The 25,837-nt window shown below is 41.3% G+C and carries 22 protein-coding genes; 9 read left to right on the forward strand and 13 right to left on the reverse strand.

The window, feature by feature from the left end:
* The first annotated feature begins 133 nt into the window (after nucleotides 1–133).
* A complete protein-coding gene (locus CXF93_RS12950) occupies nucleotides 134–463 on the forward strand; it encodes a YnfA family protein (RefSeq protein WP_101062908.1) in 330 nt (109 codons plus the stop codon).
* Here the strand turns inward: CXF93_RS12950 and CXF93_RS12955 are convergent.
* The 5 genes from CXF93_RS12955 to CXF93_RS12975 all read right to left on the reverse strand — a co-directional run bounded on the left by CXF93_RS12955 (nucleotide 441) and on the right by CXF93_RS12975 (nucleotide 5,716).
* The gene (locus CXF93_RS12955; protein ID WP_101062909.1) at nucleotides 441–1,184 is read right to left on the reverse strand and encodes a GMP synthase; all 744 of its coding nucleotides are present in this window, start codon (nucleotides 1,182–1,184) and stop codon (nucleotides 441–443) included. The genes CXF93_RS12950 and CXF93_RS12955 overlap by 23 nt on opposite strands.
* Nucleotides 1,185–1,218: 34 nt before the next feature.
* Entirely contained in the window at nucleotides 1,219–2,388 is a 1,170-nt protein-coding gene (locus tag CXF93_RS12960) for an iron-containing alcohol dehydrogenase (protein WP_101062910.1), read from the reverse strand.
* Between the two features lie 29 nt (nucleotides 2,389–2,417).
* Entirely contained in the window at nucleotides 2,418–3,824 is a 1,407-nt protein-coding gene (locus CXF93_RS12965; RefSeq protein ID WP_101062911.1) for an aldehyde dehydrogenase family protein, read from the reverse strand.
* Nucleotides 3,825–3,838: 14 nt separating this feature from the next.
* Entirely contained in the window at nucleotides 3,839–5,209 is a 1,371-nt protein-coding gene (locus CXF93_RS12970; RefSeq protein ID WP_101062912.1) for a glutamine synthetase family protein, read from the reverse strand.
* A gap of 300 nt (nucleotides 5,210–5,509) precedes the next feature.
* A complete protein-coding gene (locus CXF93_RS12975) occupies nucleotides 5,510–5,716 on the reverse strand; it encodes a cold-shock protein (protein WP_017219746.1) in 207 nt (68 codons plus the stop codon).
* 399 nt (nucleotides 5,717–6,115) lie between these two features.
* Here CXF93_RS12975 and CXF93_RS12980 point away from each other — a divergent pair, with 399 nt between their 5' ends.
* A complete protein-coding gene (locus CXF93_RS12980) occupies nucleotides 6,116–7,027 on the forward strand; it encodes a homocysteine S-methyltransferase family protein (RefSeq protein ID WP_101062913.1) in 912 nt (303 codons plus the stop codon).
* A gap of 28 nt (nucleotides 7,028–7,055) precedes the next feature.
* Here CXF93_RS12980 and CXF93_RS12985 read toward each other — a convergent pair whose 3' ends face one another.
* A complete protein-coding gene (locus CXF93_RS12985) occupies nucleotides 7,056–7,940 on the reverse strand; it encodes an AraC family transcriptional regulator N-terminal domain-containing protein (protein ID WP_101062914.1) in 885 nt (294 codons plus the stop codon).
* A 149-nt stretch (nucleotides 7,941–8,089) separates the two neighbouring features.
* On the opposite strand from CXF93_RS12985, the gene CXF93_RS12990 reads away from it, so the two are divergent.
* Nucleotides 8,090–9,238 carry an iron-containing alcohol dehydrogenase gene (locus CXF93_RS12990; RefSeq protein ID WP_101062915.1) on the forward strand — a complete coding sequence of 383 codons (1,149 nt, stop codon included), beginning with the start codon at nucleotides 8,090–8,092 and terminating at the stop codon, nucleotides 9,236–9,238.
* A gap of 134 nt (nucleotides 9,239–9,372) precedes the next feature.
* On the opposite strand, the gene CXF93_RS12995 is transcribed toward CXF93_RS12990, so the two are convergent.
* A complete protein-coding gene (locus tag CXF93_RS12995; RefSeq protein WP_101062916.1) occupies nucleotides 9,373–10,296 on the reverse strand; it encodes a LysR family transcriptional regulator in 924 nt (307 codons plus the stop codon).
* Between the two features lie 115 nt (nucleotides 10,297–10,411).
* Between CXF93_RS12995 and CXF93_RS13000 the strand changes: the two genes are divergently transcribed.
* The 5 genes from CXF93_RS13000 to CXF93_RS13025 all read left to right on the forward strand — a co-directional run bounded on the left by CXF93_RS13000 (nucleotide 10,412) and on the right by CXF93_RS13025 (nucleotide 14,372).
* Entirely contained in the window at nucleotides 10,412–11,053 is a 642-nt protein-coding gene (locus CXF93_RS13000; protein ID WP_101062917.1) for a LysE family translocator, read from the forward strand.
* An 80-nt stretch (nucleotides 11,054–11,133) separates the two neighbouring features.
* Nucleotides 11,134–12,411 carry a lipopolysaccharide biosynthesis protein gene (locus CXF93_RS13005; RefSeq protein ID WP_101062918.1) on the forward strand — a complete coding sequence of 426 codons (1,278 nt, stop codon included), beginning with the start codon at nucleotides 11,134–11,136 and terminating at the stop codon, nucleotides 12,409–12,411.
* A 138-nt stretch (nucleotides 12,412–12,549) separates the two neighbouring features.
* Complete coding sequence (locus CXF93_RS13010; protein ID WP_101062919.1) at nucleotides 12,550–12,867, forward strand: heavy metal-binding domain-containing protein; 318 nt, start codon at nucleotides 12,550–12,552, stop codon at nucleotides 12,865–12,867.
* Nucleotides 12,868–13,237: 370 nt separating this feature from the next.
* On the forward strand, nucleotides 13,238–13,723 hold the full coding sequence (dfrA, locus tag CXF93_RS13015) for a trimethoprim-resistant dihydrofolate reductase DfrA (protein WP_101062920.1): 486 nt from the start codon (nucleotides 13,238–13,240) through the stop codon (nucleotides 13,721–13,723).
* A gap of 226 nt (nucleotides 13,724–13,949) precedes the next feature.
* Nucleotides 13,950–14,372, forward strand: a complete 423-nt coding sequence (locus CXF93_RS13025; RefSeq protein WP_101062922.1) for an SRPBCC family protein — start codon at nucleotides 13,950–13,952, stop codon at nucleotides 14,370–14,372.
* Nucleotides 14,373–14,580: 208 nt separating this feature from the next.
* On the opposite strand, the gene CXF93_RS13030 is transcribed toward CXF93_RS13025, so the two are convergent.
* Together CXF93_RS13030 and CXF93_RS13040 are read right to left on the reverse strand one after the other, a co-directional pair.
* On the reverse strand, nucleotides 14,581–15,801 hold the full coding sequence (locus tag CXF93_RS13030; RefSeq protein WP_101062923.1) for a patatin family protein: 1,221 nt from the start codon (nucleotides 15,799–15,801) through the stop codon (nucleotides 14,581–14,583).
* Nucleotides 15,802–16,447: 646 nt separating this feature from the next.
* Nucleotides 16,448–17,446 (reverse strand): ABC transporter substrate-binding protein, encoded by a 999-nt coding sequence (locus tag CXF93_RS13040; protein ID WP_101062925.1) that lies wholly within the window; start codon nucleotides 17,444–17,446, stop codon nucleotides 16,448–16,450.
* Between the two features lie 202 nt (nucleotides 17,447–17,648).
* On the opposite strand from CXF93_RS13040, the gene CXF93_RS13045 reads away from it, so the two are divergent.
* Complete coding sequence (locus CXF93_RS13045; RefSeq protein ID WP_198551656.1) at nucleotides 17,649–19,328, forward strand: electron transfer flavoprotein-ubiquinone oxidoreductase; 1,680 nt, start codon at nucleotides 17,649–17,651, stop codon at nucleotides 19,326–19,328.
* 132 nt (nucleotides 19,329–19,460) lie between these two features.
* Here CXF93_RS13045 and glpD read toward each other — a convergent pair whose 3' ends face one another.
* From glpD to CXF93_RS13065, 4 genes are all read right to left on the reverse strand, one after another.
* On the reverse strand, nucleotides 19,461–21,035 hold the full coding sequence (gene glpD / locus CXF93_RS13050) for a glycerol-3-phosphate dehydrogenase (RefSeq protein WP_232784199.1): 1,575 nt from the start codon (nucleotides 21,033–21,035) through the stop codon (nucleotides 19,461–19,463).
* A 348-nt stretch (nucleotides 21,036–21,383) separates the two neighbouring features.
* Nucleotides 21,384–22,916, reverse strand: coding sequence for a glycerol kinase GlpK (gene glpK, locus CXF93_RS13055; RefSeq protein WP_101062927.1), 1,533 nt, complete (start codon nucleotides 22,914–22,916; stop codon nucleotides 21,384–21,386).
* A 185-nt stretch (nucleotides 22,917–23,101) separates the two neighbouring features.
* Nucleotides 23,102–23,959, reverse strand: coding sequence for an MIP/aquaporin family protein (locus CXF93_RS13060; RefSeq protein ID WP_101062928.1), 858 nt, complete (start codon nucleotides 23,957–23,959; stop codon nucleotides 23,102–23,104).
* Nucleotides 23,960–24,413: 454 nt separating this feature from the next.
* Nucleotides 24,414–25,583 carry an MFS transporter gene (locus tag CXF93_RS13065; RefSeq protein ID WP_101062929.1) on the reverse strand — a complete coding sequence of 390 codons (1,170 nt, stop codon included), beginning with the start codon at nucleotides 25,581–25,583 and terminating at the stop codon, nucleotides 24,414–24,416.
* Between the last annotated feature and the right edge of the window lie 254 nt (nucleotides 25,584–25,837).

Here is a 25,837-nt window from a genome sequence, read left to right on the forward strand (position 1 = left end):
CATGCGTTTTATTTAGGGTAGCTATTTTTTCATTATCCATTTGTAATTAATAGTAAATTTGTTACTGTCTATGATAAATATTGGCTTGTATTAGAGTCGTATATCGCAAGGAACATTAAAATGAACGAGCACCATGTTTGAACTAAAGACTATCTCACTATTTATCATTACAGCTATTGCTGAAATAGTTGGCTGTTATTTACCTTATCTTTGGCTCAAGCAAGATAAGAGTATATTGCTGCTAATCCCAGCGGCAGCAAGCCTTGCGCTATTTGCATGGTTGCTGTCACTCCACCCTGAAGCTGCAGGTCGTGTTTATGCAGCATATGGTGGTGTCTACATTTTCGTAGCAATATTATGGCTTTGGGGAGTCGATGGTATTAAACCGACTATGTGGGATATGATTGGCGCTTCAGTTGCGCTTGTTGGTATGGCCATTATTATGTTCGCGCCGAGAACCTAGTAACCATAGTTTGCCTTAAAAACGTCAACATCCATTTGGCGATGAGCTTATAATCTGCCTGATAACTATATGAAGATCCAAGCGAGTCCATCGCAATGTTGATCGTTTCAGCAGGAATAATATCGCGGCGCTGCTCCATTAGCGCTGCGGAATATTTGGAAGTAAACTCAGGGTGTCCTTGCAAGCCAAGAAAGTGTTCATCCACTTGGAACATGCTATAACGGCAGAAATCATTACTCAGCAATACTTGAGCGCCAACGGGTAATTTACAGACTTGGTCTTGGTGGCAAACCACCAGCGCAATATTATCTTGCTTTGGCTGCATCCAACTGTGCTCGACAAGCACATCAGCATGCGCAATACCGACGCCCCACCCGCGGGGACTTTTCTCCACTTGTCCGCCCAACGCTTTCGCAATAATTTGATGACCAAAACAAATACCGACCAAGCCCTTCTTTGCATCGTAGAGTAGACGCGTAAAATCTTCCAACTGGCGGATCCAAAGGTCATCATCATTAACACTCCATTTACTGCCACTGCAAATATAAGCATCACATTCATCCACATGTTGTGGAAACTGACCATCAATCACCCGATAAAAATGAAGTTCTAATGCGCTATCCACATGCTGGAATAACGTCTCAAACATAGCGGCGTAATTACCAAAATCAGCGTGTAAGCTAGCCCGTACATCATCACATTGCAGAATACCGAGTTTCATAGCCTTGCCTCCACCGTATAGTTAGTCCTGCCGTTTACAAATCGCCATGTACCGCAGATAAGAAAATATCAGCATATTGCTGCGCATTAAGCATTATCGGATTACCGCCTGCAGAGGGATCTTGCTCGGCCATAATGCCTATTTCAATCATGCGATCAGAATCAATGCCAATTTCACCAAGAGAGTGCGGAATATCGAGTTGTTTACGCAGCGTTAATATCCAATCTAAAAAGCTATCAAAGTCGCTACCTTCTAATTCTAAATAGCGACTTAAACGACTCAACTTTGTCTCAATCGCATCCCGATTCGCTTTTAGCACGTACGGCATTAAAATCGCATTTAATAGACCATGATGGCTATCGTAAAGAGCACCGATAGGATGAGCAAGCGCATGCATCCCGCCAAGCCCGCGTTGAAAAGCAGTTGAGCCCATCGTTGACGCCGTCATCATTTGCGCTCTGGCTTCAAGGTCATGACCATCTTGCACTGCACGTGGTAGATAGTCTTTAACCAAACGAATGGCTTCCAGGGCAATACCTTCTGCCATCGGGTGATAACCATTGGTGCAATAAGCTTCTAAGGCGTGGGACAATGCATCCATACCGGTTGCAGCAGTTAATGTAGCGGGTAAACCGACGCTCAGTTGTGGATCTAAAATGACAATATCAGGCAACATATTAGGATGGAAAATAATACGCTTCATGTGATTTTCATGATCAGTGATCACCGAGGCGCGCCCTACTTCTGAACCTGTACCAGATGTAGTTGGCACAGCGACAACGGGAACCATTCCCGCCGTATTTACGTTTAGCCAGTTATCACCGACATCTTCAAAATCCCAAATAGGCCGATCTTGCCCGACCATCAAGGCAACTGCTTTACCGGCATCCAATGCAGAACCACCGCCAAATGCGATAACACCATCATGTTCACCGCGCTTAAATACACGTACCCCATCACTGACGTTATCACCTGTTGGATTACCTTTAATCTGCGAAAAAATAGCACACTTTAAACCAAATTGTTGGCAGTTCGATAACGCAGCTTGCACCATAGGCAAGTCAGCAAGACCAGGATCGGTGATGAGCAGTGGCGATGTAATACCCAGCTCTTGGCAAGTGGCGGGAAGATCTTCAATGCGGCCGATACCAGCACGTATAGCTGTGGGATAATGCCAATTAGCAGTGAATTGATTGAATTTCATATTGCCTCCCTAGTTTGTTATAACAACAGCTACAATTTAATGTGGAATGATTTAGGACGAGTGAGCGACTCATAGCCTAAAGCGGATAAGGTGCAACCTCGACCCGAATTTTTAACCCCTGTCCACGCCAATGCAGGGTCGAGGTAGTCACAGCTATTAACAAAAAACGTACCTGTTTCTAGCTGCTCACCAATCGCAATAGCGGTGTCGATATCTTGGGTAAATACCGCTGCGGTAAGGCCGAACTCAGAATCATTCATTAACGCGATGGCCTCTTCATCATTCTCGACTTTCATGATGCCAATGACAGGGCCAAAACTTTCTTCCGTCATCACCCGCATTTGGTGGTTAACATTAGTTAACAGCTGCGGTGCTAGATAAGCGGTACCAACTTCATTCATTGGAAAGTCATCAGCATTTATATGCGCAGTAGCTCCTTTAGCTATGGCATCCTGTACTTGCGAACGCACAAAGTCAGCCGCTGACGCTTTCACCATCGGCCCTAATGTGGTGTTTGGAACATAGGGTCGACCAAGCTGATAGCCGTTAACGAGATCGACAGACTTACGCACAAAATCGTCGAAAACGCGGCTATCTACATAGATACGTTCGATACCACAACAAGATTGGCCTGAATTGAAAAATGCACCATCGATGCAGGTTGCCACGGCATTATCAATATCGGCATCACCGCGGACATAAGCCGGATCCTTACCGCCGAGTTCCAAACCTACGCCAATGAAACGGCCGCTAGCCGCCCTTTCAACCATAGCACCACCAGCAACAGAGCCAGTGAAAGCCACATAATCAATACGGCTATCTTTTATCACCATTTCTGTGTTTTCATGACTAAGGTGTAAATATTGAAATACCCCATCTGGTAAACCCGCTTTCTGAAAGGCATTGAATAATTGCTCCGCGCACAATGGCGTCTGCGAAGAATGTTTTAATACCACACTATTGCCCGCCATAATGGCAGGTATGATGGCATTAATAGCAGTGAGGTAAGGATAGTTCCACGGCGCTATGACAAAGGCAGAGCCTAAGGATTCACGCTTAATATAACGTTGAAAACCTGTTTTTTCTGGTAATTGAATTGGCGCTAACGCAGTTTCTGCTACATCAATCATGTAACGAGCACGTTCTGCTAAGCCTGCAACTTCACCTCGAGCGTATTGAATCGGACGCCCCATCATCCAGCATAATTCATTGGCAATTTCATCTTCATTAGCAACAAAGGCATCGACCATTTTATGGCAGATCGCAACGCGTTCTTGCAGAGCGACCTTATGCCAATTAGCTTGCGCTGTTGCTGCTCTAGCTAAGGTATTATTAATCTCTGCACTACTGGCTAGAGCACGTTCAACGTAAACAGAATTATCAATAGGTGAACGTGTTTGTTGTAATTGCCTTTGCTTTTTACTTTCATTTGTCATTATCGCTGTGCTCCCTAGATAATTTCAAAATAACGTTCGAGTTCCCAATCCGTCACGTGCTTTCTAAACTCACGCTCTTCCCATTCACGAGTCGCGGCATAATGCGCCACAAATTCTTCGCCGAATAATTCTTTCGCCGCTTCGGAACGTTTTAGTTTACGCGCCGCATCAAACAGGGTACGTGGCAGAGAAAGCGCTTCAGGGTGGTCTTGATTATAAGCATTACCTTTCACTTGCGCGTGAGGTTCTAATTTCTGCTCGATACCGATTAGGCCTGATGCTAATGCAGCTGCAAGCGCAAGATAAGGATTTGCATCCGCAGAGCCAAGGCGATATTCAATCCGCTGAGATTTTGCCGAGCCTGGAATAACCCGCAATGCAGTGGTGCGATTTTCGACACCCCAAGTCGCATCAAGCGGCGCCCATAACCCCGGCACCATACGGCTATAGCTGTTCACCGTGGGCGCGATCATAGCTAAGAACTCCGGCATGTATTTTTGCTGACCAGCAAGAAAGTGGCGTTGAGTATCACTCATGTTGTAGGCATTATTAGGATCGTGAAACAGCGCTTTGCCTGCTTTGTCTTGCAACGAGATATGGATGTGACCACTTTGTCCCGGCCAATCGCTTGACCATTTCGCCATAAAGGTCGCCATCAGGTTATTACGTTGTGCCCAGACTTTAATGAAGGTTTTGAATAGTGCCGCTTTATCAGCAGCATCTTGGGCGCCATCATAAGCGATAGCGGCTTCTAATACACCAGGACCAGTTTCAGTATGTAAACTCTCTAATGGAAAGTCCATTTCCTCGCCTAGTGCCATTATTTGATGATGTAAATCAGCGTGTACTGAATTACGGATCATAGAGTAGCCAAAGCAATCTGGGGTCAATGGCGTTAGATTTTTGTAACCTTTTTCTCGTACTGATTCCGGCGTCTCTTTAAACATGAAAAATTCATATTCAAATGCAGCGGTAACATCTAAACCCATGCGTTCGGCACGCGCTAATACTCGGCGCAGCGTACCGCGAGGACAAACTGCTTCAGCTTGATCGCAGAACTCAGCAATGAATAACAACATATCGCCCTCGCCTGGCAGAGCACGGCAAGTATCAGGCAGAATACGCACAGGTGCATCGGGATAACCAGTATGCCAACCCGTGTATTCAACATTATCGTAAAGCTGATCTTTTGAATCCCAACCTAAAACCACATCACAAAACGAAAAACCACTGTCTAGAGAGGAAAAGAACTTAATTTTACTCATATACTTGCCACGCATAATACCGTCAGCGTCAAACAAACCAACTTTGATATGGCTTAAACCGCGTTGCTCGATAATATGTTTAGCATCGGCAATCGTTTTCACTTCTCTGGGATTGAGCATAATACATCCTTATATTACTGAACCTATTGAGGTTACGTTTAATAATCAGTGATAGCATCATTCTTAGTATAGGGAGTGGAAGTGTGTTGTGACGAGTTAAGTCTATGGAAGCGGTGAAATGGATACTACTTTTAAGTCTGGTCAGATGTGCTTAGGGAGAGCTCTTTCTCAAGATTAGAAGTAATATCAAGCGTAATTATAAAAAACATTCAAAAAAAAGGCAAAAAAAATGGCAAACCTATAAGGCTTACCATTCTTTATATTTATTCAGCTCTGAGTCAGAGCCGAATACATAGCAAACTAGATTGCTACGATGTTTTCTGCATTCGGGCCTTTTTGACCTTCGCCTACAGTGAATTCTACTTTCTGGCCTTCAGTCAAAGTTTTGAAACCTTCACTTGAGATAGCGCTGAAATGTGCGAATACATCTGGGCCATTTTCTTGCTCGATGAAACCAAAACCTTTAGCTTCGTTGAACCATTTAACTGTACCTTGAACTTTAGACATAATAATACCTGTAATTTTAATTTAATTTGCCTTAATAGGCTTGGATAGCGTACAAAAAACTGGAACTTAAAAACTACAATGCGAGGTATTAATATAACAACGAAATGGAGAATGTAAACAAAAGGCTTTCTTGCTGAGGGACACTCTATAGAATCTAAAAAAAAAGTCAAAGCTATTCAAAAAATAAAATACATCAGTTTGTAATAAAATCATAATTAAAAGTTAAATTAAATATATATTTCAAAAGCTTAACGTTAAATCTAGTCAGTGTATTATTTTGTATTTATTTTTCAATACTGACGATAAAATGTCCAGTCATGTCTAAATGTCAAGCTTGCTTTACCACAACTGCACAGTTATTCTGATCTTATATGATGGATAACGGACTAAAATATCAGTATGACAGTACAATATACATTACCAATAATCCTTGATGGTGGCATGGGCCGTGAGCTTCAGAGCGTTGGCGCACCTTTTCAACAACCGGAATGGTCAGCTCAAGCGTTAATTGAAGCCCCTCATTTTGTCTCACAGGTGCATGCTAGCTTTATACAGGCCGGAGCTGAGATTATTACCACCAATACCTACGCGTTAGTACCCTTTCATATTGGCGAAAAGCGCTTTAACGAACAAGGCGCAGACTTAATTAAACTTGCCGCTAAATTAGCGCGAGAGGCAATCAGTGCTCATGCTGGTCTGTTAGTCGCTGGTTGTATACCGCCAGTATTAGGTTCTTACCGACCCGATCTGTTTGAAGTAGAAGTCGCCAAGCCCATACTTGAGGTGCTGATAAACAATCAACAGGCTGATGTCGACATTTGGTTAGCTGAAACCATATCTTCTATCGCAGAAGCGGCCATGATCAAAGCGCGCACAGCGACCACAGATAAACCAACCTGGATTGCATTCACTATTAAAGATGAAATAACCACAGAGCCTGCTCTGCGTTCTGGTGAATTGGTTTATGATGCGGTGAGTAAAATTGCAGGACAACACGTGTCGGCTATCTTATTTAATTGCAGCTGCGCCGAAGTAATGGAAAAAGCCCTTACGACCGCTAAACAAGCGTTAGTCGATCTAGGTATGGTAGACGAGGTGCAATTAGGCGTGTACGCGAATAACTTCCCCCCTATCGGTGATCTGCACGAAGCCAATAATGCAGTCACAGGTATAAGAGAGGATGTAGGCCCGCAAAGATACCGTGAATTTGCGACAACTTGGATCAACGCAGGCGCATCGATAGTCGGTGGCTGTTGTGGAGTGTCGCCGAAACACATTAAAGCATTAGCCGAGCTTAAAAATTCACACTGATTATATAAGGTGAAGGTTAATCGCAATATTAATCCGTACAGCCTTTAGGCGTCATATTGAAATGGCGCTTAAATTCACGGCTGAACTGCGAAGAACTGGAATACCCAACGAGTCTTGCAGCATCACTTACCCTCAAGCCTTCTCGTTGGATCAGCTCTTTGGCTTTATTTAAACGCACCTTCTTTAAATACTGCAGTGGTGATTCTAAAGTCACTTTACGAAATGCTAAATGGAACGCAGAGACACTCATGTTAGCTTCTTCTGCCAGGTATTGAACCGTGAGTCCTTCCGAATAAGCTTGATGCATTTTAGTCAGTACTTTCGCCACCCTTGCGTATTGCCCGTCGTGATGGGCTAAATCAAACAGTACATGCCCTTCAGACCCGACAAGTGCCCGATAAACGATTTCCATTACCAATGACTCACCCAACATTTTAGTCTCTAAGTCAGAATGCAATACCAGCATTAAGCGCTTGCAACTCTCTAACATCGGCGTTGCCATTTTTACTGCGCTTAATCCACATGTTTCCTGATTACTTCTCGATGCATAATCAAAAGAGGCCGCTTCCAATTCATTGACTAAACGGTGTAATAAAGCCGGATCGACATTTATGGTTAAACCTAACAAGGGCTCGCCATTTTCAGGGAAAGCTTCGCACTCTAAGGGCATCGGCACACCAACCACCAGATAGTCTTCAGGTCCATAATGCACAGGTTGATTACCTATATGTATATGCTTACGTCCTTGCCCCATTACTATTATTCCCGACTGGTATACAAAAGGCTGACGCCGATTACCTTGGCTACTGCGGTAAAACCATACTCCAGGAATAGCGGTTTCTTTAATGCCTTCCAGATCGTTAAGATCGTACGCATCCGCATATGTTTGCATTAGCTCGCCAAGAGAATTCATAGTAGCCCTTAAAATATCAGTCATCACCTATTGATTAAAATACTCAACATTAGAGGAATAGGCAACTAAAATGGAGGATATCGCCTTTTTCAATGCACTTTTAAAGAGTAATATGCATCCATTGAATAAATCAAACTAAAGGACATACAATGAAATTCTCTTATGTTAACCCGACTCAAATCCATTTTGGCCAAGGTCAAATTTCTACTATCGCAACGTCTATTCCAAAAGATAAAAAAGTGCTTGTGATTTACGGTGGTGGTTCTATTAAGAGAAATGGCGTTTATGACCAAGTTTGTGACGCACTGAAAGAACACTCATGGTCAGAATTTTCAGGTGTTGAAGCAAACCCAACAGTGGAAACGCTAGACAACGCCGTTATTATGGCAAAAGAACAAGCAATTGATTACATTCTGGCAGTTGGTGGCGGTTCTGTTATTGATGGCGCAAAATACGTAGCCGCAGCAGCGATGTACGAAGGCAATGGTTGGGATATTTTGATTGGTAAACACGTAGTAACGGAAGCGGTTCCACTAGGTGCAATTCTGACATTACCTGCAACAGGTTCTGAATCAAATTCAGGTTCTGTTATCACCCAAAAATCAACGCAAACTAAACTACCGTTTATGGCTGCGGCTGTTCAACCTAAGTTTGCAGTACTTGATCCTGATTCAATGAAAACATTGCCAGAACGTCAACTAGTGAATGGGATTGTCGATGCATGGGTACACGTTTGTGAACAGTACCTAACACTACCAACGGGTGCGATGGTTCAAGACGGTTACGCTGAAGTATTACTTAAAAACTTGCTTAAGCTGGCAGAACAATACGACGAACGTGATAACAACGAATGGCGTTCAAACCTAATGTGGACAGCAAACCAAGCGCTTAATGGCTTAATTGGTTCTGGTGTAACACATGACTGGGCAACGCACATGATTGGTCATGAATTAACAGCGCTATACAATGTTGATCATGCTCGTTCGTTATCTATCATCCAACCGTCTTTACTGCGTAATCAAATTCAGGCAAAACGCGCTAAATTAGAGCAGTTAGGTACAAATGTATTTGGTTTAGACGCTTCTTCAGATCTAGCTGAACGTACCATTGTAGAAATAGAAACGTTCTACCACAGTGTACAAGTACCAACTGAATTAACTGAACACGGCGATGATAAAAATGCTGCTATTGATACTATTATCAAGCAACTTGAAGCTCACGGTATGGTTGCATTAGGTGAAAGCCAAGCGATTACGCTGGAAGTTTCTCGTCAAATTTTAGAAGACGCAGTAGCGTAATAGCACGCTAGATAAAACGCGTTCGACTATCAAGCGTTAATACAAACATTTAGTAGCAAAGCCAATGCCGTTAACCTGGGATTGGCTTTTTTATTGATAACATTGGGTTCCATTTCCCCTACCGCTACTCCTGCTTAATCTGACTTAATGACAAGTAAATTTTGTTTCATAAAATCAATAAACACGCGGTTTTTATTCGGCATGTATTTACTTTGTACATACTGCAAACAAATATCACCGTGATAATTACCTTGTAACTGCCAATCTTCCAATAACGGAATGAGTGTCCCCGCTGCAATACCCTGCTGTGCGATGTAATCCGGCAAACCGCCAACACCAAAGCCCTGTTCAATCGCATCACAACGCATTTCACTATGGTTAATCAAGTATGATCCTGTCACCTGCACGGTTGCTTGCTGATTTTCATTGCTAAATCGCCAGCGGTTGTCGGCCATATTTTCACCTAAGCAAAGGCATGGTAGAAATTTTAAATCATCGGGATGTGTAGGCAGTGTATGGTTGGCGAGGAAATCAGGACTGGCACATAATACCTGTTCAACCCGACCAATTTTAACGTTGACCAATGCTTCAAGGGGATTGTCATTAATATGGATCAAGAAATCGACACCATCATGAATGGGATCTAAAACACGGTCGGTCACTTTTAAATGTAACTGAATATCTGGATAACATTTTAAAAACTCCACAAAGAGTGGTCGTAATACCCGACTCGCTAACGATTTTGGCGCAGCCACTCTCAATAATCCACTCACCGTCGATGTGGCAGAAGTACTGGCATGAACCGCTTGTTCTGCAGACTCAACCATCTGTTTACAATAATCAAACGTTATTCTACCAGACTCCGTTAACGCCAGTTGTCGCGTAGTACGCTGTAATAGTTTAATGCCTAATGCATCTTCTAATCGGCTAATTTGGCGACTCACCGCAGAGGGAGTTACCCCCAGTTTTCTGGCGGCTTTACTAAAGTTACCCTGTTCAACTACAGTGACCAAAATCGCCATATCGGGCAACAAAGGGATTAATTTATTTGTGTCCACTAGGCACAAGTCCTTTTACAAATGGGCGTATTGTTTAAAATCCCTCATAAATTAACATGGTTGCAGCGTAATAAATACGTTGTTGTAAGCCTATTTTAAATAATGAGAGATAAATATGGAATTGCTAATAAATACGTATATGGCAGAAATTATAGCAGTGAGCACCATTGCTGTTTTTATGGCGGTGTTACCTGGGGCTGATTTTGTGATGGTGACCCGTACAAGTATTTACAATGGCCGCTTGGCAGGTTTGTATGCTAGCTTAGGTATGTGTTTATCTGTCTGTATTCATGCCAGTTATTCAATTACAGGATTAGCCGTCGTGATTGCAAATTCAGCATGGTTATTCAATTCAATAAAATACTTAGGAGCAGCTTATCTTATTTATATTGCTTGGCAGTTATTAACAACAAGAGAGCTGTTAAATACCGATCAAAACAATCAAACGGTTGAGATGTCACCCTTTGCAGCGATACGTTTAGGTTTTACCTGCAATATATTAAACCCTAAAACATCTATCTTTTTCTTAAGTATTTTTACGCAAGTGGTATCGCTCGATACCCCCCTAATAATGCAGATAAGTTATGGTCTGATCATTATGCTGGCACATTTTATCTGGTACATTGGGGTTGTGTTACTGTTATCACACCCAAATATACTACCTCGCTTCAATCGCCATAAACAAAAAGTTGATAAAGGGGCTGGATTTATATTAATGATCATTGCGATCAAACTCAGCTTAGTGAATTCCATTTAAAACGTTTAAATGAGAATCATTTTCAAGTAGAATTAATCTCAATCAATTATGTTATCTTACGTAGGCATTAAATTAATCATATGCAAAGCGAATCATTAGAGCGTCTGAAGAAAGCATTCATCTCTGGAATTTGGGCTACGCTGGCCAGCATTAGTGTGGGCTTCGCCTTTAAAATTTGGCTGGCACAATGGGTAGCAAAAGGCGATCTGGCTTTGTACCACACCGTCGTTGATATCATCTCACTGTCATTAATTTTAATGACAGGCTTTCGCTCTTCGATGGTGGTGAGTTACTCTCAAACACACAACGACCGAGATATTATCAATATCTTCCGTTTCAGTTTAATTGCGATTGTACTGATTACTTGGGGTGCCATCATTCCATACATTAAACATTCTCTTAATATTAATGTTGGCTACTTACAGATGGTTGGCATCATTTTCGGCATGGGGTTAAAGATCTACTTTACCAACCTTATCGCCATGTATCGTTTATACGAGGTGTCCAATAAAGTCACATGGCTCGAGCCTATCAGTAATGTGGTTATGTTTGTGTTCTGTTATTACGTCTTAGAGCTAGATACCCTCGCCTCTCTATTCTACGGGCTTACGCTATCTTCGCTTTCTATTGCTATTTATATGTATGTACGTCGCAAGAAATCGATCACCACACTTCCTTTAGCCCTGGTACACCTTGACCCTCCGCTTATCAATTACGTGAAGAAAAGTTTTACGGCGTCTCTTGAAGCTGGAACCAGTATTTTAATGATTTATATCACCGTACTCCTGACGATCACCCACTTTAGTGTCGATGAACTCGGTGATTTCCAAGTGGTCGTTCGTCCTGTCTTTACCTATATGACGATGCTATTCGTTTTCCCTATTTATCGCTTTGTTCTACCTGAGTTAGCGGTGAATATACGTAACGCCGATCATGAACAAGTGAAGCAAATACGCCGATGGGTATTTAAGTTATCAGCTGTAGTTGGAATATCTTTTTTCTCAATCATGTATTTTGGAGGAGCTTCGATCATTGCGTTGGTATTCCCACCCGAATATAGTGGCGCGCTACCGGTATTATTCCACTTCTCGATCTTCTTTGTGTTTATGATGTTAAATGCTTATCAGCTTGCCTATATAAAAGCGCATGGGCGATTTACCCTCAGCCTGTTAATTCGAATTATGGGCATTGTTACTTTAGTTACTGCGTATTATCTGTTGTCACAGATGACTGACAATGTCGTCGCTATCATTACCGCTCTATGCGCTGGATATGTCGTCATGTTCATTTTATCAAGTATTGCAGAACGCCGAATTTTAAATGAACAGACCAATAAACTCGTGCCTATTGCAGCTTAATCAAATATGAAGCTCGATAACCTTCGGAGATATAAATAAAATTGAGCTATCTAGCGCTAACCCTCAAGTCTTAAAGCACACGAAGAACATTTATAAAGATCTCGGTATAATACACTTTTATATTTTTAAGGAAATTTCATGATCTATTCAACCACAGAGTCAATCCCAGGAAAAGAAATAGAGGAGATTGTAGGTGTCGTCACTGGTAACGTCGTTCAAGCAAAACATATTGGACGCGACATAATGGCAGGCTTAAAAAGTATTGTCGGTGGTGAAATACGCGGCTACACAGAGATGTTAACCGATGCTAGGGATATCGCAATTCAACGCCTCATTGAGAATGCACAAGAAAAAGGCGCTGATGCAATCGTCGGTGTCCGTTTTACCACAAGCGCAATAATGGATGGTTCATCTGAAATTATGGTCTTTGGTACTGCGGTTAAATTCAAAAAATAGCAGGTGAAAATAGAGTTAGTTAAGGATTTAACGTCTTAGAAATATGTGATCTAGCCTAGCTAACTCGAACCGGCCCCAAAGTGAGTTACAGCTTTGGCTCTCTCGCAATATACTCATATCTACTTTCCATACATTTATTGATGTATTATTAATGTAGTGAAGTGAAAAAGAGCTTGATCAGAAATTTCAATTTATTCTCAAAGGTGTTAATTTACAGAACATAACAGATAGGTTTTATAAATCAGCTTATTGCAACTGCTAACAAGGCTCTTAAATGGAACCAAAACAGTTAGTTAGTTCTCGATTTTCTACACATTATAACCAACAGTTTTAGTCCGCTTAATGCGGCGTTAGCTCTCAATGGAGTCGCATGAAATTATCATTAATCGCAGCTGTTTCTGAAAATGGTATTATTGGTTCAGGCTTAGATATTCCTTGGTCAGTAAAAGGTGAGCAGTTATTGTTTAAGGCGATGACATATAATCAATGGTTGATTGTTGGTAGGAAGACTTTCGAGTCTATGGGAAAGTTACCAAATCGAAAATATGCTGTAATTACTCGGTCTCCAAGAGAGTCCGATGATAAAGATGTATTTTACTTTTCTTCTATAGATAACGCGTTATCAACTTTAAAAAATGTAACTGATCATGCGTTTGTATCAGGTGGTGGGGAAATTTATAAGGCGCTTGTTAATAGTGCTGATACGCTTCATATTTCCACTGTTCACAAAGAAATAGACGGTGATGTGTTTTTCCCTAAAATTCCAAGTAGGTATCGGAAAGTGTTTGAGCAAAGTTTTAGTTCAAACTTAGATTATACGTACCGTATTTGGCAAAAGGGCGAACAAGAAATTTAAACGGAACAAAACAGTTGGCTATGTTTCGCTTAATTAGGCGTTAATCTCAATTTCGCTATACTTTCAGTAATGCGAAACGTCCTCTTTGAAGCATAAGCACTAAGCCATTCCTGTCCAGTTTTGGCTTAGCGCATCTACTCATCAATTTGTGAACAACTCCAACCTTGTGATCCCCAAAGAAATAACTAAACTCAAATATGTACGCCCAACATATAAGGAAAAGTGAATGGGACATTGCCATAACACCATAAATATCGACGCACCTATCGATAAAGTCTGGGAAACAATCTGTAACTTCCATGATTTATCATGGGCCGCAGGTGTGATCACCTCTTTGCGCATCGTTGGTACACAACAAGGTAACGAAATTGGCGCAAGGCGGGTATTAAACGACGCTTTTCATGAAACCTTAACGGCAGTAAATGCCGAGCAGCACACTTTTTCATACAGCATTGATGACGGTCCAGGTCCTGTGGCCAAAGATGCTGTCGATAACTATATTGGAGTGGTGAAACTGGTCGAAACAAGTGAGGGTACATTAGTTAAATGGGATTCAAGTTTCGAGTCAGCCAATAACCAAGAAGTTGCTGACTTTTGTGATCCTATTTATCAAGGCTTGTTATCTGCCTTGAAAGAAACATTTTCTTAACGGGATAAATCATATCTTAGTTATGTACAACACAGTCGTTAAAAAGGAAGCATCTCAGCTTCCTTTATTCATATCGATTCAGCTAACGAACTGCATCACAGCAGGCTCTCGTTTAAATAAATCAGTAGTCACAATACTCTGCACAGGTGCAGCTGGACAATCCAGCATTGGCTTTTTGTATTGATAACAAGGGTTCCATTATTCAGCATTACCTTAAGGTTGTTTTTTCATTCAGAATATCAGCAAAGTTTTTTACAAAGTGACGAGCGACCTCTTTGCCTTCTCGGTAATCAATTTCTAAGTCATCCTTATCACTCAACAAAGCTCTGCTGCGTAAAACTTTCTTTGGTGCTATTTGAATAACCGTCAATCCTTCAGGTGGGTTAACCAAAAAATCATTTAACTCACGATAAGATTGATAATAACGAGCTAGCATTTCGATCACTTCACTACTTTTACCTTTGCTGGAAAGAGAAAGAAAACGTTCTAAATTATCGGCGTTAAACAATCTCCAACTACCGTTATCATTTTTCACCAGCTCGCTAATTCCAGATAAAATAATGGTGTTTTTTTCATCCTTACTTTGATTAAATGCAGCTTTATCACTCCAATTTACTTTCCATAAATCAAAACGCTGAGTAAGATCTTCGTGGAGCGTTTTAAATTTATCCAACGATTGCTCTAGGCTTAGTTTCTCAATATATTGTGGTAACCTCGATTCAATTTTTTCTCGCCAGTCATACAATACACGCCCGCCATTATCTACACTTTCAACAGGTTCAGTTCGCACTACCACAATGACTTCGGCGCCGCGTTTCCACGCTTCCTGTACAGGTATCGCAGCACTAACTCCACCATCAACCCATTCCAGATCGTTAAAATTTATTTTTTTGTTGTATAAAAGAGGAACTGCACAGCTTGCCCTAAGAACCTCTTTCCAGTTGTCCTGATACAGCGGCAGATAAATATCTTGCATGGTATCTTTTCGGGTTGCGCACGCAAAGGCCTGACGATACTGTAAATTTTTCCGCGCCGTAATGATATCCAGTGGTGTCAGGCCCTTTGCTGATACAGCATCCAACGCCCAATCTAAATTCAGCGGTTTTTGTTTTCTCAGGTATTTATAGAGATTGAAGAATTCATCATCGGTGGTGTAATTGACAATAAAGTTGTAGCCAAATTTAGATTGACGACTGATAAAAGACGAGAGATTAAGTGCACCAGCAGAAGTGCCAATATACAGTTCAAAAGGGTCAAAACCGGCCTCAAGAAAATAATCAAATACGCCTGCGGTAAATATGCCTTTCTGCCCACCACCTTGCACAACCAAAGCTAGTTTTTTTTTCTTAGTCTGATCTATTTGCGTTAAAATTTCGTTGCTAACTTGGCGCTCAATTATACGTGAATTCAACAGCTGATGACTTGTCATAGTTTACTCACATTAATAGATTAGATGGTATTGAAAATAGGTGTAGCAGTTATGGTTATATGGGCGAGGCTATACAGCTACACCTTCCTGAAATTGACTATAATCTAAGTGTAGAACACTGCACGATTACTGATCTTGCGTCTGTGGATGTAGAGTTGAATTTTTAGTTGATCAAATTATATGACTTAACTTTTTCTTAAATTAATTTTGATGTCATCACAATATGGAAGAGCATAGTTATGATAGACGTTAGCGGTAAAGACGGGAGTTTAAATAATATTTTTGTTTTTAGATTGTAGCTATAATTAATGATACAGCGAATAACTTTAATCAGTGAATCAAGGGTGCGTTATGAAAATTTCAATCATTAAAAATGACACCAATATGCTAATAGCCTCTTACCAAATCAATTTAGACACGGTTGATCACACCCCCTCCGACGAAGAATATTATTCACAGGCATGGCTACATGCAATTGAGGACGATATTGTCGAGGAGAATGATTATTCCAAATATAGTTTCAAACTATAAATAAAACCCCAATAAATCATTTAATTTATTGGGGTTTATTTTTTAGCATATAAAAAGCTGTTAAAAAGGAAGCGTTTCAGCTTCCTTTAACTCATACATCAGTAAGACGTTTTGATTATAAATCAGCTAACGCAGTCGCCACTTTTTTAGCCACGTCCTTTGGTACCCACTGACTCCACATCGCTTTATTCTTCAATAAGAAGTTTTCGGCGGCGTAATCACCATCAGCTTGCTCTTCTTGTATCCATGCCAACTGCTGATTCATTTGAGCATTGGTAAATGAACGTTTAGACAAGTATTGCATCACCGCAGGCGCTCGCTTAGAAAAATCTGTAGTAACAATACTCTGCACAGGCGCTGCAGGATAATCCGTTACTTGCGGGTTTTCACAGTCTTCGATAATAGTACAGTTTTCAAATTCATCACGATCAAAACCAGTACCAAAATCAACACGCACCATATCGTATTTGTCCATAATAGCCGTTGGCGACCAATAATAACCAAACCACGCTTCTTTATTCTCGTATGCTTTGACCATAGAACCCGCTAATCCTGCGCCTGAACCCGGATCAACTAAATCAAAGCCGTAATCAGCAAGGTCCATTGCGTTGAATAAATTAGTGGTTGAGATCTGACAAGTCCAGCCGGCAGGACAAGCCATGAACGCAGAACGACTTGGATCTTCAGGATGCTTAAATAACTTAGCATTGGCTTTAATGCCCGCTAGCGTCGCTAAAGACGGATCTTTTTTAACCATATACTTAGGTACCCAAAAGCCAGAAATCGCACCGTCAGAAAGTAAATCACCGGCAACAACAATACGCCCTTCTTCACCACCTTTCGCCAATGTCGCTCGGATCTGGTTAGTCCAAAATTCAGGCGCAATATCAGGGGTGTTTTTTTCAATCATAGATGTCGCTGTTATCGTTGCATTACCCGGCACAATATCAACATCGCAGTCATAACCATGTTCTAAAATAAACGCGTCAATATTAGCGACTAAGGTGGCACTACCCAAGTTCATATCGGCGATTGTCACTAAACCGCACTCAGCTGAAAACGAATTGAAAGATACCATCGTCAATAGCATTGCTAAGGGCACTTTTTTAAGCATAATAAAACCTCAAATTAAACTTGGTGTATTGAATATAGATGACGTTATTGTACTGCACTATCTTTATGGGTAGTTTACCCTTTAGCTAAAAATGTTAACTTGTCGCTAAAATTCAGCGAGTTAATTACTAATAGCAATATCATTGGCGCTTATTCAAACATACACAATACTTAGAATAGACATATGTATAAGGATGCCAAGTGTGAAGCGAGAATCAATGGAATTTGATGTTGTCATTGTCGGTGCTGGACCTGCCGGATTATCTGCAGCTTGTCGCTTACGCCAACTTGCACTGGACTCTGATACTGAACTCAGCGTTTGTGTCCTTGAAAAAGCCGCTGATATTGGTGGCCACACCCTTGCCGGTACCATCTTTGAACCTCGCGCGTTAGATGAACTATTTCCCGATTGGCAAGACTTAGACTCCCCCGTCACCTGTCATGTAAAGCGAGATGAAACTTGGCTACTAAAAAATGCCACCACCGCCCGCCGCGTGCCTAGCATGTTAGTGCCATCAAGTTTAGACAATAAACATAACTATATCATAAGCCTAGGCGACCTGTGTATTTGGTTAGCCAAAAAAGCAGAAGCGTTGGGCGTCGAAATATTCACCGGTTTTGCCGCCAATGAATTAATGTTTGCTGATGATGGCAGCGTCAAAGGGGTGATCACGGGAGACATGGGGCGCGATAAAAACAACAACGAAAAAGACAATTTCATGCTAGGGATGGAACTCATTGGCAAATATACTTTAGTTACCGAAGGCTCACGTGGGCATTTAGGCAAGCAATTAATCGAAAAATACCAATTAGATAAAGACGCAGATCCACAACATTACGGACTGGGCATTAAAGAGTTGTGGCAAATAGATCCCGACATTCATCAACCGGGATTAGTCATTCACAGTATCGGCTGGCCATTAGCGGAGCACGGGGCCACTGGTGGTGCTTTTCTCTATCACGTTGGCAAAGATCAGGCTTATGTCGGTCTTATCACTGATTTAAACTATCAAAACCCTTACCTCAGCCCTTTCGAAGAGTTCCAACGTCTTAAATTACACCCCGCATTTAGCCGCTATTTAAAAGGTGGGAAACGCCTTGCTTACGGCGCAAGAACTGTCACCAAAGGCGGTTATAACTGTTTACCTAAGATGGTATTCCCCGGCGGCTTACTACTCGGTTGTGATGCAGGTACATTAAATGTGGCTAAATTGAAAGGTACTCATACCGCCATGAAAACAGGCATGGTTGGTGCGGAAGCTGTGTTTGCCGCGATGGCATTAACACGCTATAAAGCCAATGAGAACTCTGAAAAAACGACTGAAACCAATAACAGCCTCGAACATTTCACCTTATTATATGAAGCATCCTGGGTGTATCAAGAGTTATATCAATCCCGAAATTTTGCCCCCATCACCCACAGATGCAACGCCATGTTGGGCGTGACCTGGTTTGAACAAAACATACTGCATAAAAGCTTACCGTTTACCCTACACGATTCAAAACCAGATCATTGCCAGTTACAAAAAGTCACCAAATCGTCAGCCATCATTTATCCGAAACCTGATAACATCTTAACCTTTGATCGTTTAAGTTCGGTGTTTCTAGCCAATATCCAACATGACGCCGATCAGCCTTGTCACCTTAAACTGACGGATCCCAGTGTGCCTATGTGTACCAACCTACCCCGATTTGCAGAACCAGCACAACGCTACTGTCCTGCAGCTGTGTATGAAATTGTCACGGTTGATAAAGCAGTAAAATTCCAAATAAATGCGCAAAACTGCATCCACTGTAAAGCGTGTGACATCAAAGATCCATCACAAAACATAGTATGGACCCCACCAGAAGGCGGCAGCGGCCCTAACTATTCCGGTATGTGATTTTACACTGAACGTAATAAGCTTAAAACCATAAGCTAAAATAACTAAATGACGGCAATAAAAAAGCGCCACTAATCAGTGATTAGTGGCGCTTTAGTGTCAGTTGTTTAATTAGCGTAGTGAGTTACGCAATTAACCAACTTTATCTAACTTTACCGGGTTAAGCTTTACTACTTGTGCATTAATGTAGTCAGCAACGGCCGCTTGTTGTTCTTTATTTAAGTACAAACCAAGCTTAGTACGACGCCATAATACATCTTCCGCTTTCTTCGCAAATTCTGTTGCAATCAAGTAATCAATTTCACGGCTGTAAACACCCTGACCAAAGTGAATACCGAAATCAGCTTCAGAATGACAATCAGCGAATAGTTTCCAAGTATCTGTACCAAACTGGTTCACATAACGCTTCGCCGTTTCAGGGGCTAGCCATAAGTGCTGTGAACAAATGTTAGCAACTAACTGCGTTCGAGGGTAACTAAAGTCACCACCTGGTAATGGCGTATCTGCTGTCCATGACTTACCTAACTTATCAAAGTACGGTGAAATCAGTGTCATTGCTGACTCAGCCAGTTTACGGTAAGTTGTTAGCTTGCCACCGAAGATAGATAGCAATGGCGCTTGTGTGCCTTCTTGCTCAAGTTCCAGTGTGTAATCACGCGTGATTGCTTGTGGTGATGAAGATTCGTCATCACACAGTGGACGTACGCCACTGTAAGTCCAAACAACATCACTTGGCGCAAGCTGCTTCACAAAATGTTCGTTTACAACATCAATCAGGTATTCAACCTCGTCATCAGAGATCGCCACTTTGCGTGGGTCGCCAACGTATTCAACGTCAGTCGTACCAATGATTGAGAAGTCTTCCATGTAAGGAATAACGAAGACAATACGGTTATCTTTGTTCTGTAGAATGTAAGCTTGCTCTTCATCGTGGATACGTGGCACCACAATGTGTGAACCTTTTACCAAACGAATATTACGTGGTGATTCTTCTTCCATGCTGTCATCGAAGAATTGCTTAACCCAAGGACCGGCAGCATTAACTAATGCACGCGCAGTACGCTCGAAACGCACATTTGTTTGATCGTTTACAATTGTTACTTGCCATAAACCATCTTTACGCACGGCTTTTTCTACACGGCAATAGTTTTCAACTTCAGCGCCGTTACGTTGTGCTGCCATCGCATTTAGAATAACTAAACGTGCATCATCAACCCAGCAATCTGAATATTCAAAACCTTTAGTAATTTCTTTTTTAAGTAAACCTGATTTCGCTAAGTTCACTTGGTTACTACCTGGTAACGTTGTACGTTTACCCAGGTTGTCATACAAGAACAAACCAGCACGAATTAATAACGCAGGACGTAAGAAAGGACGATGTGGTAAACGGAAACGCATTGGTTTAACAATGTGTGGCGCTTTCTTAAGTAATACTTCACGCTCTGCTAGTGATTCAGACACTAGACGAAACTCGTAATGTTCAAGGTAACGTAAACCACCATGTACAAGTTTAGAACTTGCTGATGATGTAGCAGAAGCAAAATCGGCAGCTTCATATAAGCCAACAGTTAGGCCACGGCCAGCTGCGTCTGCAGCAATACCTGCGCCATTAATACCGCCGCCTACAACGATCAAATCGAGCACTTCATTAAGCTCTTTATTAACAGGCATGTTTTTGGTCATTACTTTCTGGTTTCCATTATTCATACTTAACTCACTTTAATACATTCTTGTCTGAGCGAACGACCGCTTTCGAACATCTGCAACTAATATAGAACACTTTGGTATTAAAATCATCATTTACTTTCGCAATCGAGCATTTATTTTTACATTTCGAACATTTTATTTTAAATTTAACCTTCAATAAATGCTCGAATGGCTATTAAGCATTAAAAATATGTCAACGTGATGACAAAAATAGACCAAGTAACGGTAAAACACCTAAAAAAACCAAAAAAAAGAGCGCCACTATTATAAATACTTTCTATTTATATAATGGCACTCTTTCTATTTAGACTAAGATGATGGCCTGTTGGCAATCAAATTTAAACACGATTATAGTAAATCGTCTTCTTCATCATGGCCTTCAGACCATGATTGCGCCGCTTTAACAGCACGTTTCCAACCACGGTAACGACGTTGACGTTTAACATCATCATCATGTGGTTCGAATGATTTTTCGATAACTGCTTTATCAGACAATTCATCTAGGCCATCCCAGAAACCCACAGCCAGACCAGCAAGGTATGCCGCACCAAGTGCTGTTACTTCTGTTACAGCTGGGCGTAATACAGTTGTATTTAGCACGTCAGATTGGAATTGCATTAGGAAGTTATTCGCTACTGCACCGCCATCTACACGCAGCTCTGCCAATTTAATGCCTGAATCCGCTTGCATCGCATCAAGTACGTCACGTGTTTGATAGGCAATACTTTCTAATGTTGCACGGATAATGTGATTTGCACCTACACCACGCGTTAGACCAACAATCGTACCACGAGCATATGCATCCCAGTACGGTGCGCCTAAACCTGTGAACGCAGGAACAACATAAACACCGTTTGATGAATCTACTTTGGTTGCAAAATATTCAGAATCTTTCGCATCAGAGAGTAACTTCATTTCATCACGTAGCCATTGGATAGAAGCACCACCCATGAATACCGCACCTTCTAATGCGTAAGCTACTTCACCGCGTGGACCACATGCCAAGGTAGTAAGTAGACCGTTCTGAGACGTTACTTTTTCTTTACCAGTGTTCATTAATAAGAAACAACCAGTACCGTAAGTGTTTTTCGCTTGACCTTGTTCTACACACATTTGACCATAAAGTGCAGCTTGTTGATCACCAGCGATACCAGCGATTGGGGTACGTGTACCGCCTTTACCACCTAAGTTCATTTGACCGTAAACTTCTGAAGACGATTTCACTTCAGCCATCATTGATAGTGGAATATCAAGGATCTTAAGTAGTTTCTCATCCCACTGTAGTGTATTGATGTTAAACAACATTGTACGTGATGCGTTAGTGTGGTCTGTTACATGAACGCGTCCTTGTGTCATTTTCCAAACTAACCAAGTATCAACGGTACCGAATAATAGTTTACCGGCTTCAGCGTCTTCACGAGCACCCTCTACGTTATCAAGGATCCATTTAATTTTTGTACCTGAGAAGTACGGGTCAACAACAAGACCCGTGTTTTCACGCACGTATTCTTCGAAGCCTGCATCTTGTGCTTTTAATTTGTCACAGATATCAGCAGTACGACGACACTGCCATACGATTGCGTTATAAACCGGCTTGCCTGTTTCTTTGTTCCAAACAATCGTCGTTTCACGTTGGTTAGTAATACCGATACCGGCGATTTCAGCACTGGTGATACCTGTTTTCGCTAACGTTTCAACTAATACTGAACTCTGAGTTGCATAGATTTCAAGTGGATCATGCTCAACCCAACCGGCCTGCGGATAGATTTGCGTAAATTCACGTTGAGAAACGCTGACAATATTTGCATCGTGGTCAAGAATAACGGCACGAGAACTGGTAGTTCCTTGGTCTAAAGCAATAATGTATTTTTTCTCAGTCATTATGAAGTCCTTTTAATTTCATTTGGTAGAGTACTTATGTTTAATTATATACCCAAGCGATACTTTGATGTTAACTATTGATTTACTTGTTTATTTACTTTTTATTTTAACAATACAATAATCAAAGTCGCTTAGATGCTATTCAAAATTTATGCTGTCTTACTCATTTATTTAATACCGCTAAATTATACTTTCGCAGTTTTAGCTTCAACAGATACTTCATCACACTGGTTTGGAATAGTGCAACCATGACCTGCTGATGGTAGGTATTGACCAATCACTTTTGGATATAACCAACCACCGAAACATGCACCTACAATTGGACCTAAGATAGGTACAATGAAGTAAGGAATATCTTTAGCACCTGTTAATGCATAATCCCAACCCGCGAAGTAAGCGAATAGTTTCGGACCAAAGTCACGTGCAGGGTTCATAGCGAAACCAGTTAGTGGTCCTAAAGAGCCACCGATAACCGCAATTAGCACACCGATAAGTACAGGGTTCATTGCGCCACGTGGTTCGCCGTTGCCTTCGTCGCCTAATGCTAAGATAGCGAACATTAATACCGCAGTGATCACAAACTCAACCGCGAATGCGCCAATGAATGTTAATGATGGGTGTGGGTAAGTAGAGAAGATACCCGCTGTCGATAATGCCGCTTCACTATTACGTAGGAAACCGTTAGCAATTTCGTAGTCAGTAAATAAGTTGCTATATAAGCCGTATACTAATGCAGCTGAACAGAAAGCACCTGCGAGTTGCGAGAATATATAAGGTAATACTTTGCTTTTATCAAATCCGTGAAACGCTGCAAGCGCAATCGTCACGGCAGGGTTAATGTGAGCACCAGAAACACCAGCGGTACAGTAAATAGCAATTGCTACACCCATACCCCAGATAATACTGATTTCCCATTGACCGAAACTAGCGCCAGTTAATACCAGTGCGGCTACGCAGCCGACACCAAAAAAGATTAACAGTCCAGTACCAATAAACTCAGCAAGGCATTCGCCCATCAGAGTATGCTGTTTATTGTTAGCCATGATTCATTCCTTTGTTTTATTTATGTAGGGTGTACACAATGTTCGTGTGAATTTTAATTTACACTTTTAATACATAATTAAAACAAATAAAGAATAAAAATGAGCGTTCGAGCACAGAAAAGTATTAAAACGAGACAGGTTGAATCATATTTATCGACAAAATACGCTATATCAAACGGATTTGACCAAGATCAACGTATATATTAATTAGCATTAAACGATAGTTCGCAACACAATTTAACACTTTAGTGGTAGTTAATTGCCGTTACATGACTCATAAAGCTGATTAGTAAACATGAAAATATAAGGATTGATGATATGTTGATTAAATGTAACAAAGCGAACATATGTAAGGTGTAATGATTTAAACGAACAAAATACGGTTAAGCCACCTACAGGCTTAACCGTATTAATAGCAGCACGATCAGCGCACTACAACTAACTATCTGAGATCCTATTGCGGGATTGCAGAATGATCGCTTGGTTTTGATGTCGCACTTTTAATGAGCATATAAATACACATAGTTAACATGCAAACACCGAGGTACATAATCAGCCCATTATTATAGTGCTTGAAACCCTGTGCCACGACTGGCCCAGCAACAGAACCCGCGCTATAACTCAGTAACATGATCTCTGTCGCTGCAACAATTTTACTGACGCTTAAACTGTCACACGCTAACGAGATAGCAACTGGATACAGCGAGAATACACTCGCCCCCAATAACATATAGCTTGAACTCAACAATACCGAGTCATGGGTCGTTAATATGCCGATAATCCCCAGCACACCAACCAAGCTAAATAATGACATTAACAATGTCTTACTCATTTTTGGTGATAAGTAGCTCACTACTGGTTGCACTAACATGCCGCCCAAAATAATGATCGCCATTAACATGCCAGTTTGCTCAGAGCTGCCCGTTTGCGCTTTGATATACAAAGGCATTAGCCCATAAATAGGTGCCATTAACATACCAGATACTAAACAACCTAAAATTGCAGGACGGCTTAATGTCTTTAGCTCTGCGAATCTGATCTTTTGGTGTCCAGTACAATCAGGTTGTCCGACCTTAATTAATAACGGCGGTAAAATGGCAATCAACAACACACCGATAACGACGCTATAAGGAAATATCCCCTCGACACCGATTGGTACGAGTCCTAATTGGCCTAATGCATTACCGCCATATAAAGACGTCATGTATAAACCCAAACGTTTTGCGCGTTGTTTTGCGGTATCGGCCATTAATAACCAAGACTCAACAACAACGAATACCCCAGCAACCGCAATACCGGCAATAAAACGAGAAGCCAGCCACATTGCAGCGCTTGGCATTGCGATCATCAAAAAGACTGATAATAACAATACACTTAAAAATAAAATAAACGCAAGGCGATGGCCTATTCTTGCCACTACACGTTCTATCTGTAACGAGCCAATTAATAGTCCCAGATAAAAGATACTTGCCAACCAAGGTGTTAATGTAAGACTTAGTCCAAATGATTGCAAAGATAACGGAATTAGGCTCATTAAAAAGCCAGATGCAATAGCAAAAAATGACAAACCGACAACTGGTACAAAAGTACTGTTTTTTGGGTTTGTGCAGGCGAATGTCCCCACCTTTTATCCTCGAGTTAAATTGTTAAAATATAGGTTAAACCGCTATATGTGCACCAGTTACTGGTTACTACATATTTCGGCGAGACTTTAATCTTAAATTAACCGGAAGTAAAGAGTATTTTAATTAAATTAAAATATATTTCATAAACACTAATAATCTTGTTTAACCCCCTATTTCATAAGGTTACTGACATGTTAATGTTTTATAGGCCCCCACTTTCAATACTTATCTCGAAACGAAACACATTCAATTA

Origin of the sequence: Moritella sp. Urea-trap-13 (assembly GCF_002836355.1) — a bacterium.
Taxonomy (GTDB): Bacteria; Pseudomonadota; Gammaproteobacteria; order Enterobacterales; family Moritellaceae; genus Moritella.

Coding starts and splice junctions, on each gene's coding strand:
- CXF93_RS12980 (WP_101062913.1), top strand. CDS start 6,116: ATGACAGTACAATATACATTACCAATAATCCTTGATGGTGGCATGGGC.
- CXF93_RS12960 (WP_101062910.1), bottom strand. CDS start 2,388: ATGAAATTCAATCAATTCACTGCTAATTGGCATTATCCCACAGCTATA.
- CXF93_RS12955 (WP_101062909.1), bottom strand. CDS start 1,184: ATGAAACTCGGTATTCTGCAATGTGATGATGTACGGGCTAGCTTACAC.
- CXF93_RS13060 (WP_101062928.1), bottom strand. CDS start 23,959: ATGGCTAACAATAAACAGCATACTCTGATGGGCGAATGCCTTGCTGAG.
- CXF93_RS12965 (WP_101062911.1), bottom strand. CDS start 3,824: ATGACAAATGAAAGTAAAAAGCAAAGGCAATTACAACAAACACGTTCA.
- CXF93_RS13010 (WP_101062919.1), top strand. CDS start 12,550: ATGATCTATTCAACCACAGAGTCAATCCCAGGAAAAGAAATAGAGGAG.
- glpD (WP_232784199.1), bottom strand. CDS start 21,035: ATGAATAATGGAAACCAGAAAGTAATGACCAAAAACATGCCTGTTAAT.
- CXF93_RS13000 (WP_101062917.1), top strand. CDS start 10,412: ATGGAATTGCTAATAAATACGTATATGGCAGAAATTATAGCAGTGAGC.
- glpK (WP_101062927.1), bottom strand. CDS start 22,916: ATGACTGAGAAAAAATACATTATTGCTTTAGACCAAGGAACTACCAGT.
- CXF93_RS12985 (WP_101062914.1), bottom strand. CDS start 7,940: ATGAATTCTCTTGGCGAGCTAATGCAAACATATGCGGATGCGTACGAT.
- CXF93_RS12990 (WP_101062915.1), top strand. CDS start 8,090: ATGAAATTCTCTTATGTTAACCCGACTCAAATCCATTTTGGCCAAGGT.
- CXF93_RS13040 (WP_101062925.1), bottom strand. CDS start 17,446: ATGCTTAAAAAAGTGCCCTTAGCAATGCTATTGACGATGGTATCTTTC.
- CXF93_RS13025 (WP_101062922.1), top strand. CDS start 13,950: ATGGGACATTGCCATAACACCATAAATATCGACGCACCTATCGATAAA.
- dfrA (WP_101062920.1), top strand. CDS start 13,238: ATGAAATTATCATTAATCGCAGCTGTTTCTGAAAATGGTATTATTGGT.
- CXF93_RS13030 (WP_101062923.1), bottom strand. CDS start 15,801: ATGACAAGTCATCAGCTGTTGAATTCACGTATAATTGAGCGCCAAGTT.
- CXF93_RS13005 (WP_101062918.1), top strand. CDS start 11,134: ATGCAAAGCGAATCATTAGAGCGTCTGAAGAAAGCATTCATCTCTGGA.
- CXF93_RS12970 (WP_101062912.1), bottom strand. CDS start 5,209: ATGCTCAATCCCAGAGAAGTGAAAACGATTGCCGATGCTAAACATATT.
- CXF93_RS12950 (WP_101062908.1), top strand. CDS start 134: ATGTTTGAACTAAAGACTATCTCACTATTTATCATTACAGCTATTGCT.
- CXF93_RS12975 (WP_017219746.1), bottom strand. CDS start 5,716: ATGTCTAAAGTTCAAGGTACAGTTAAATGGTTCAACGAAGCTAAAGGT.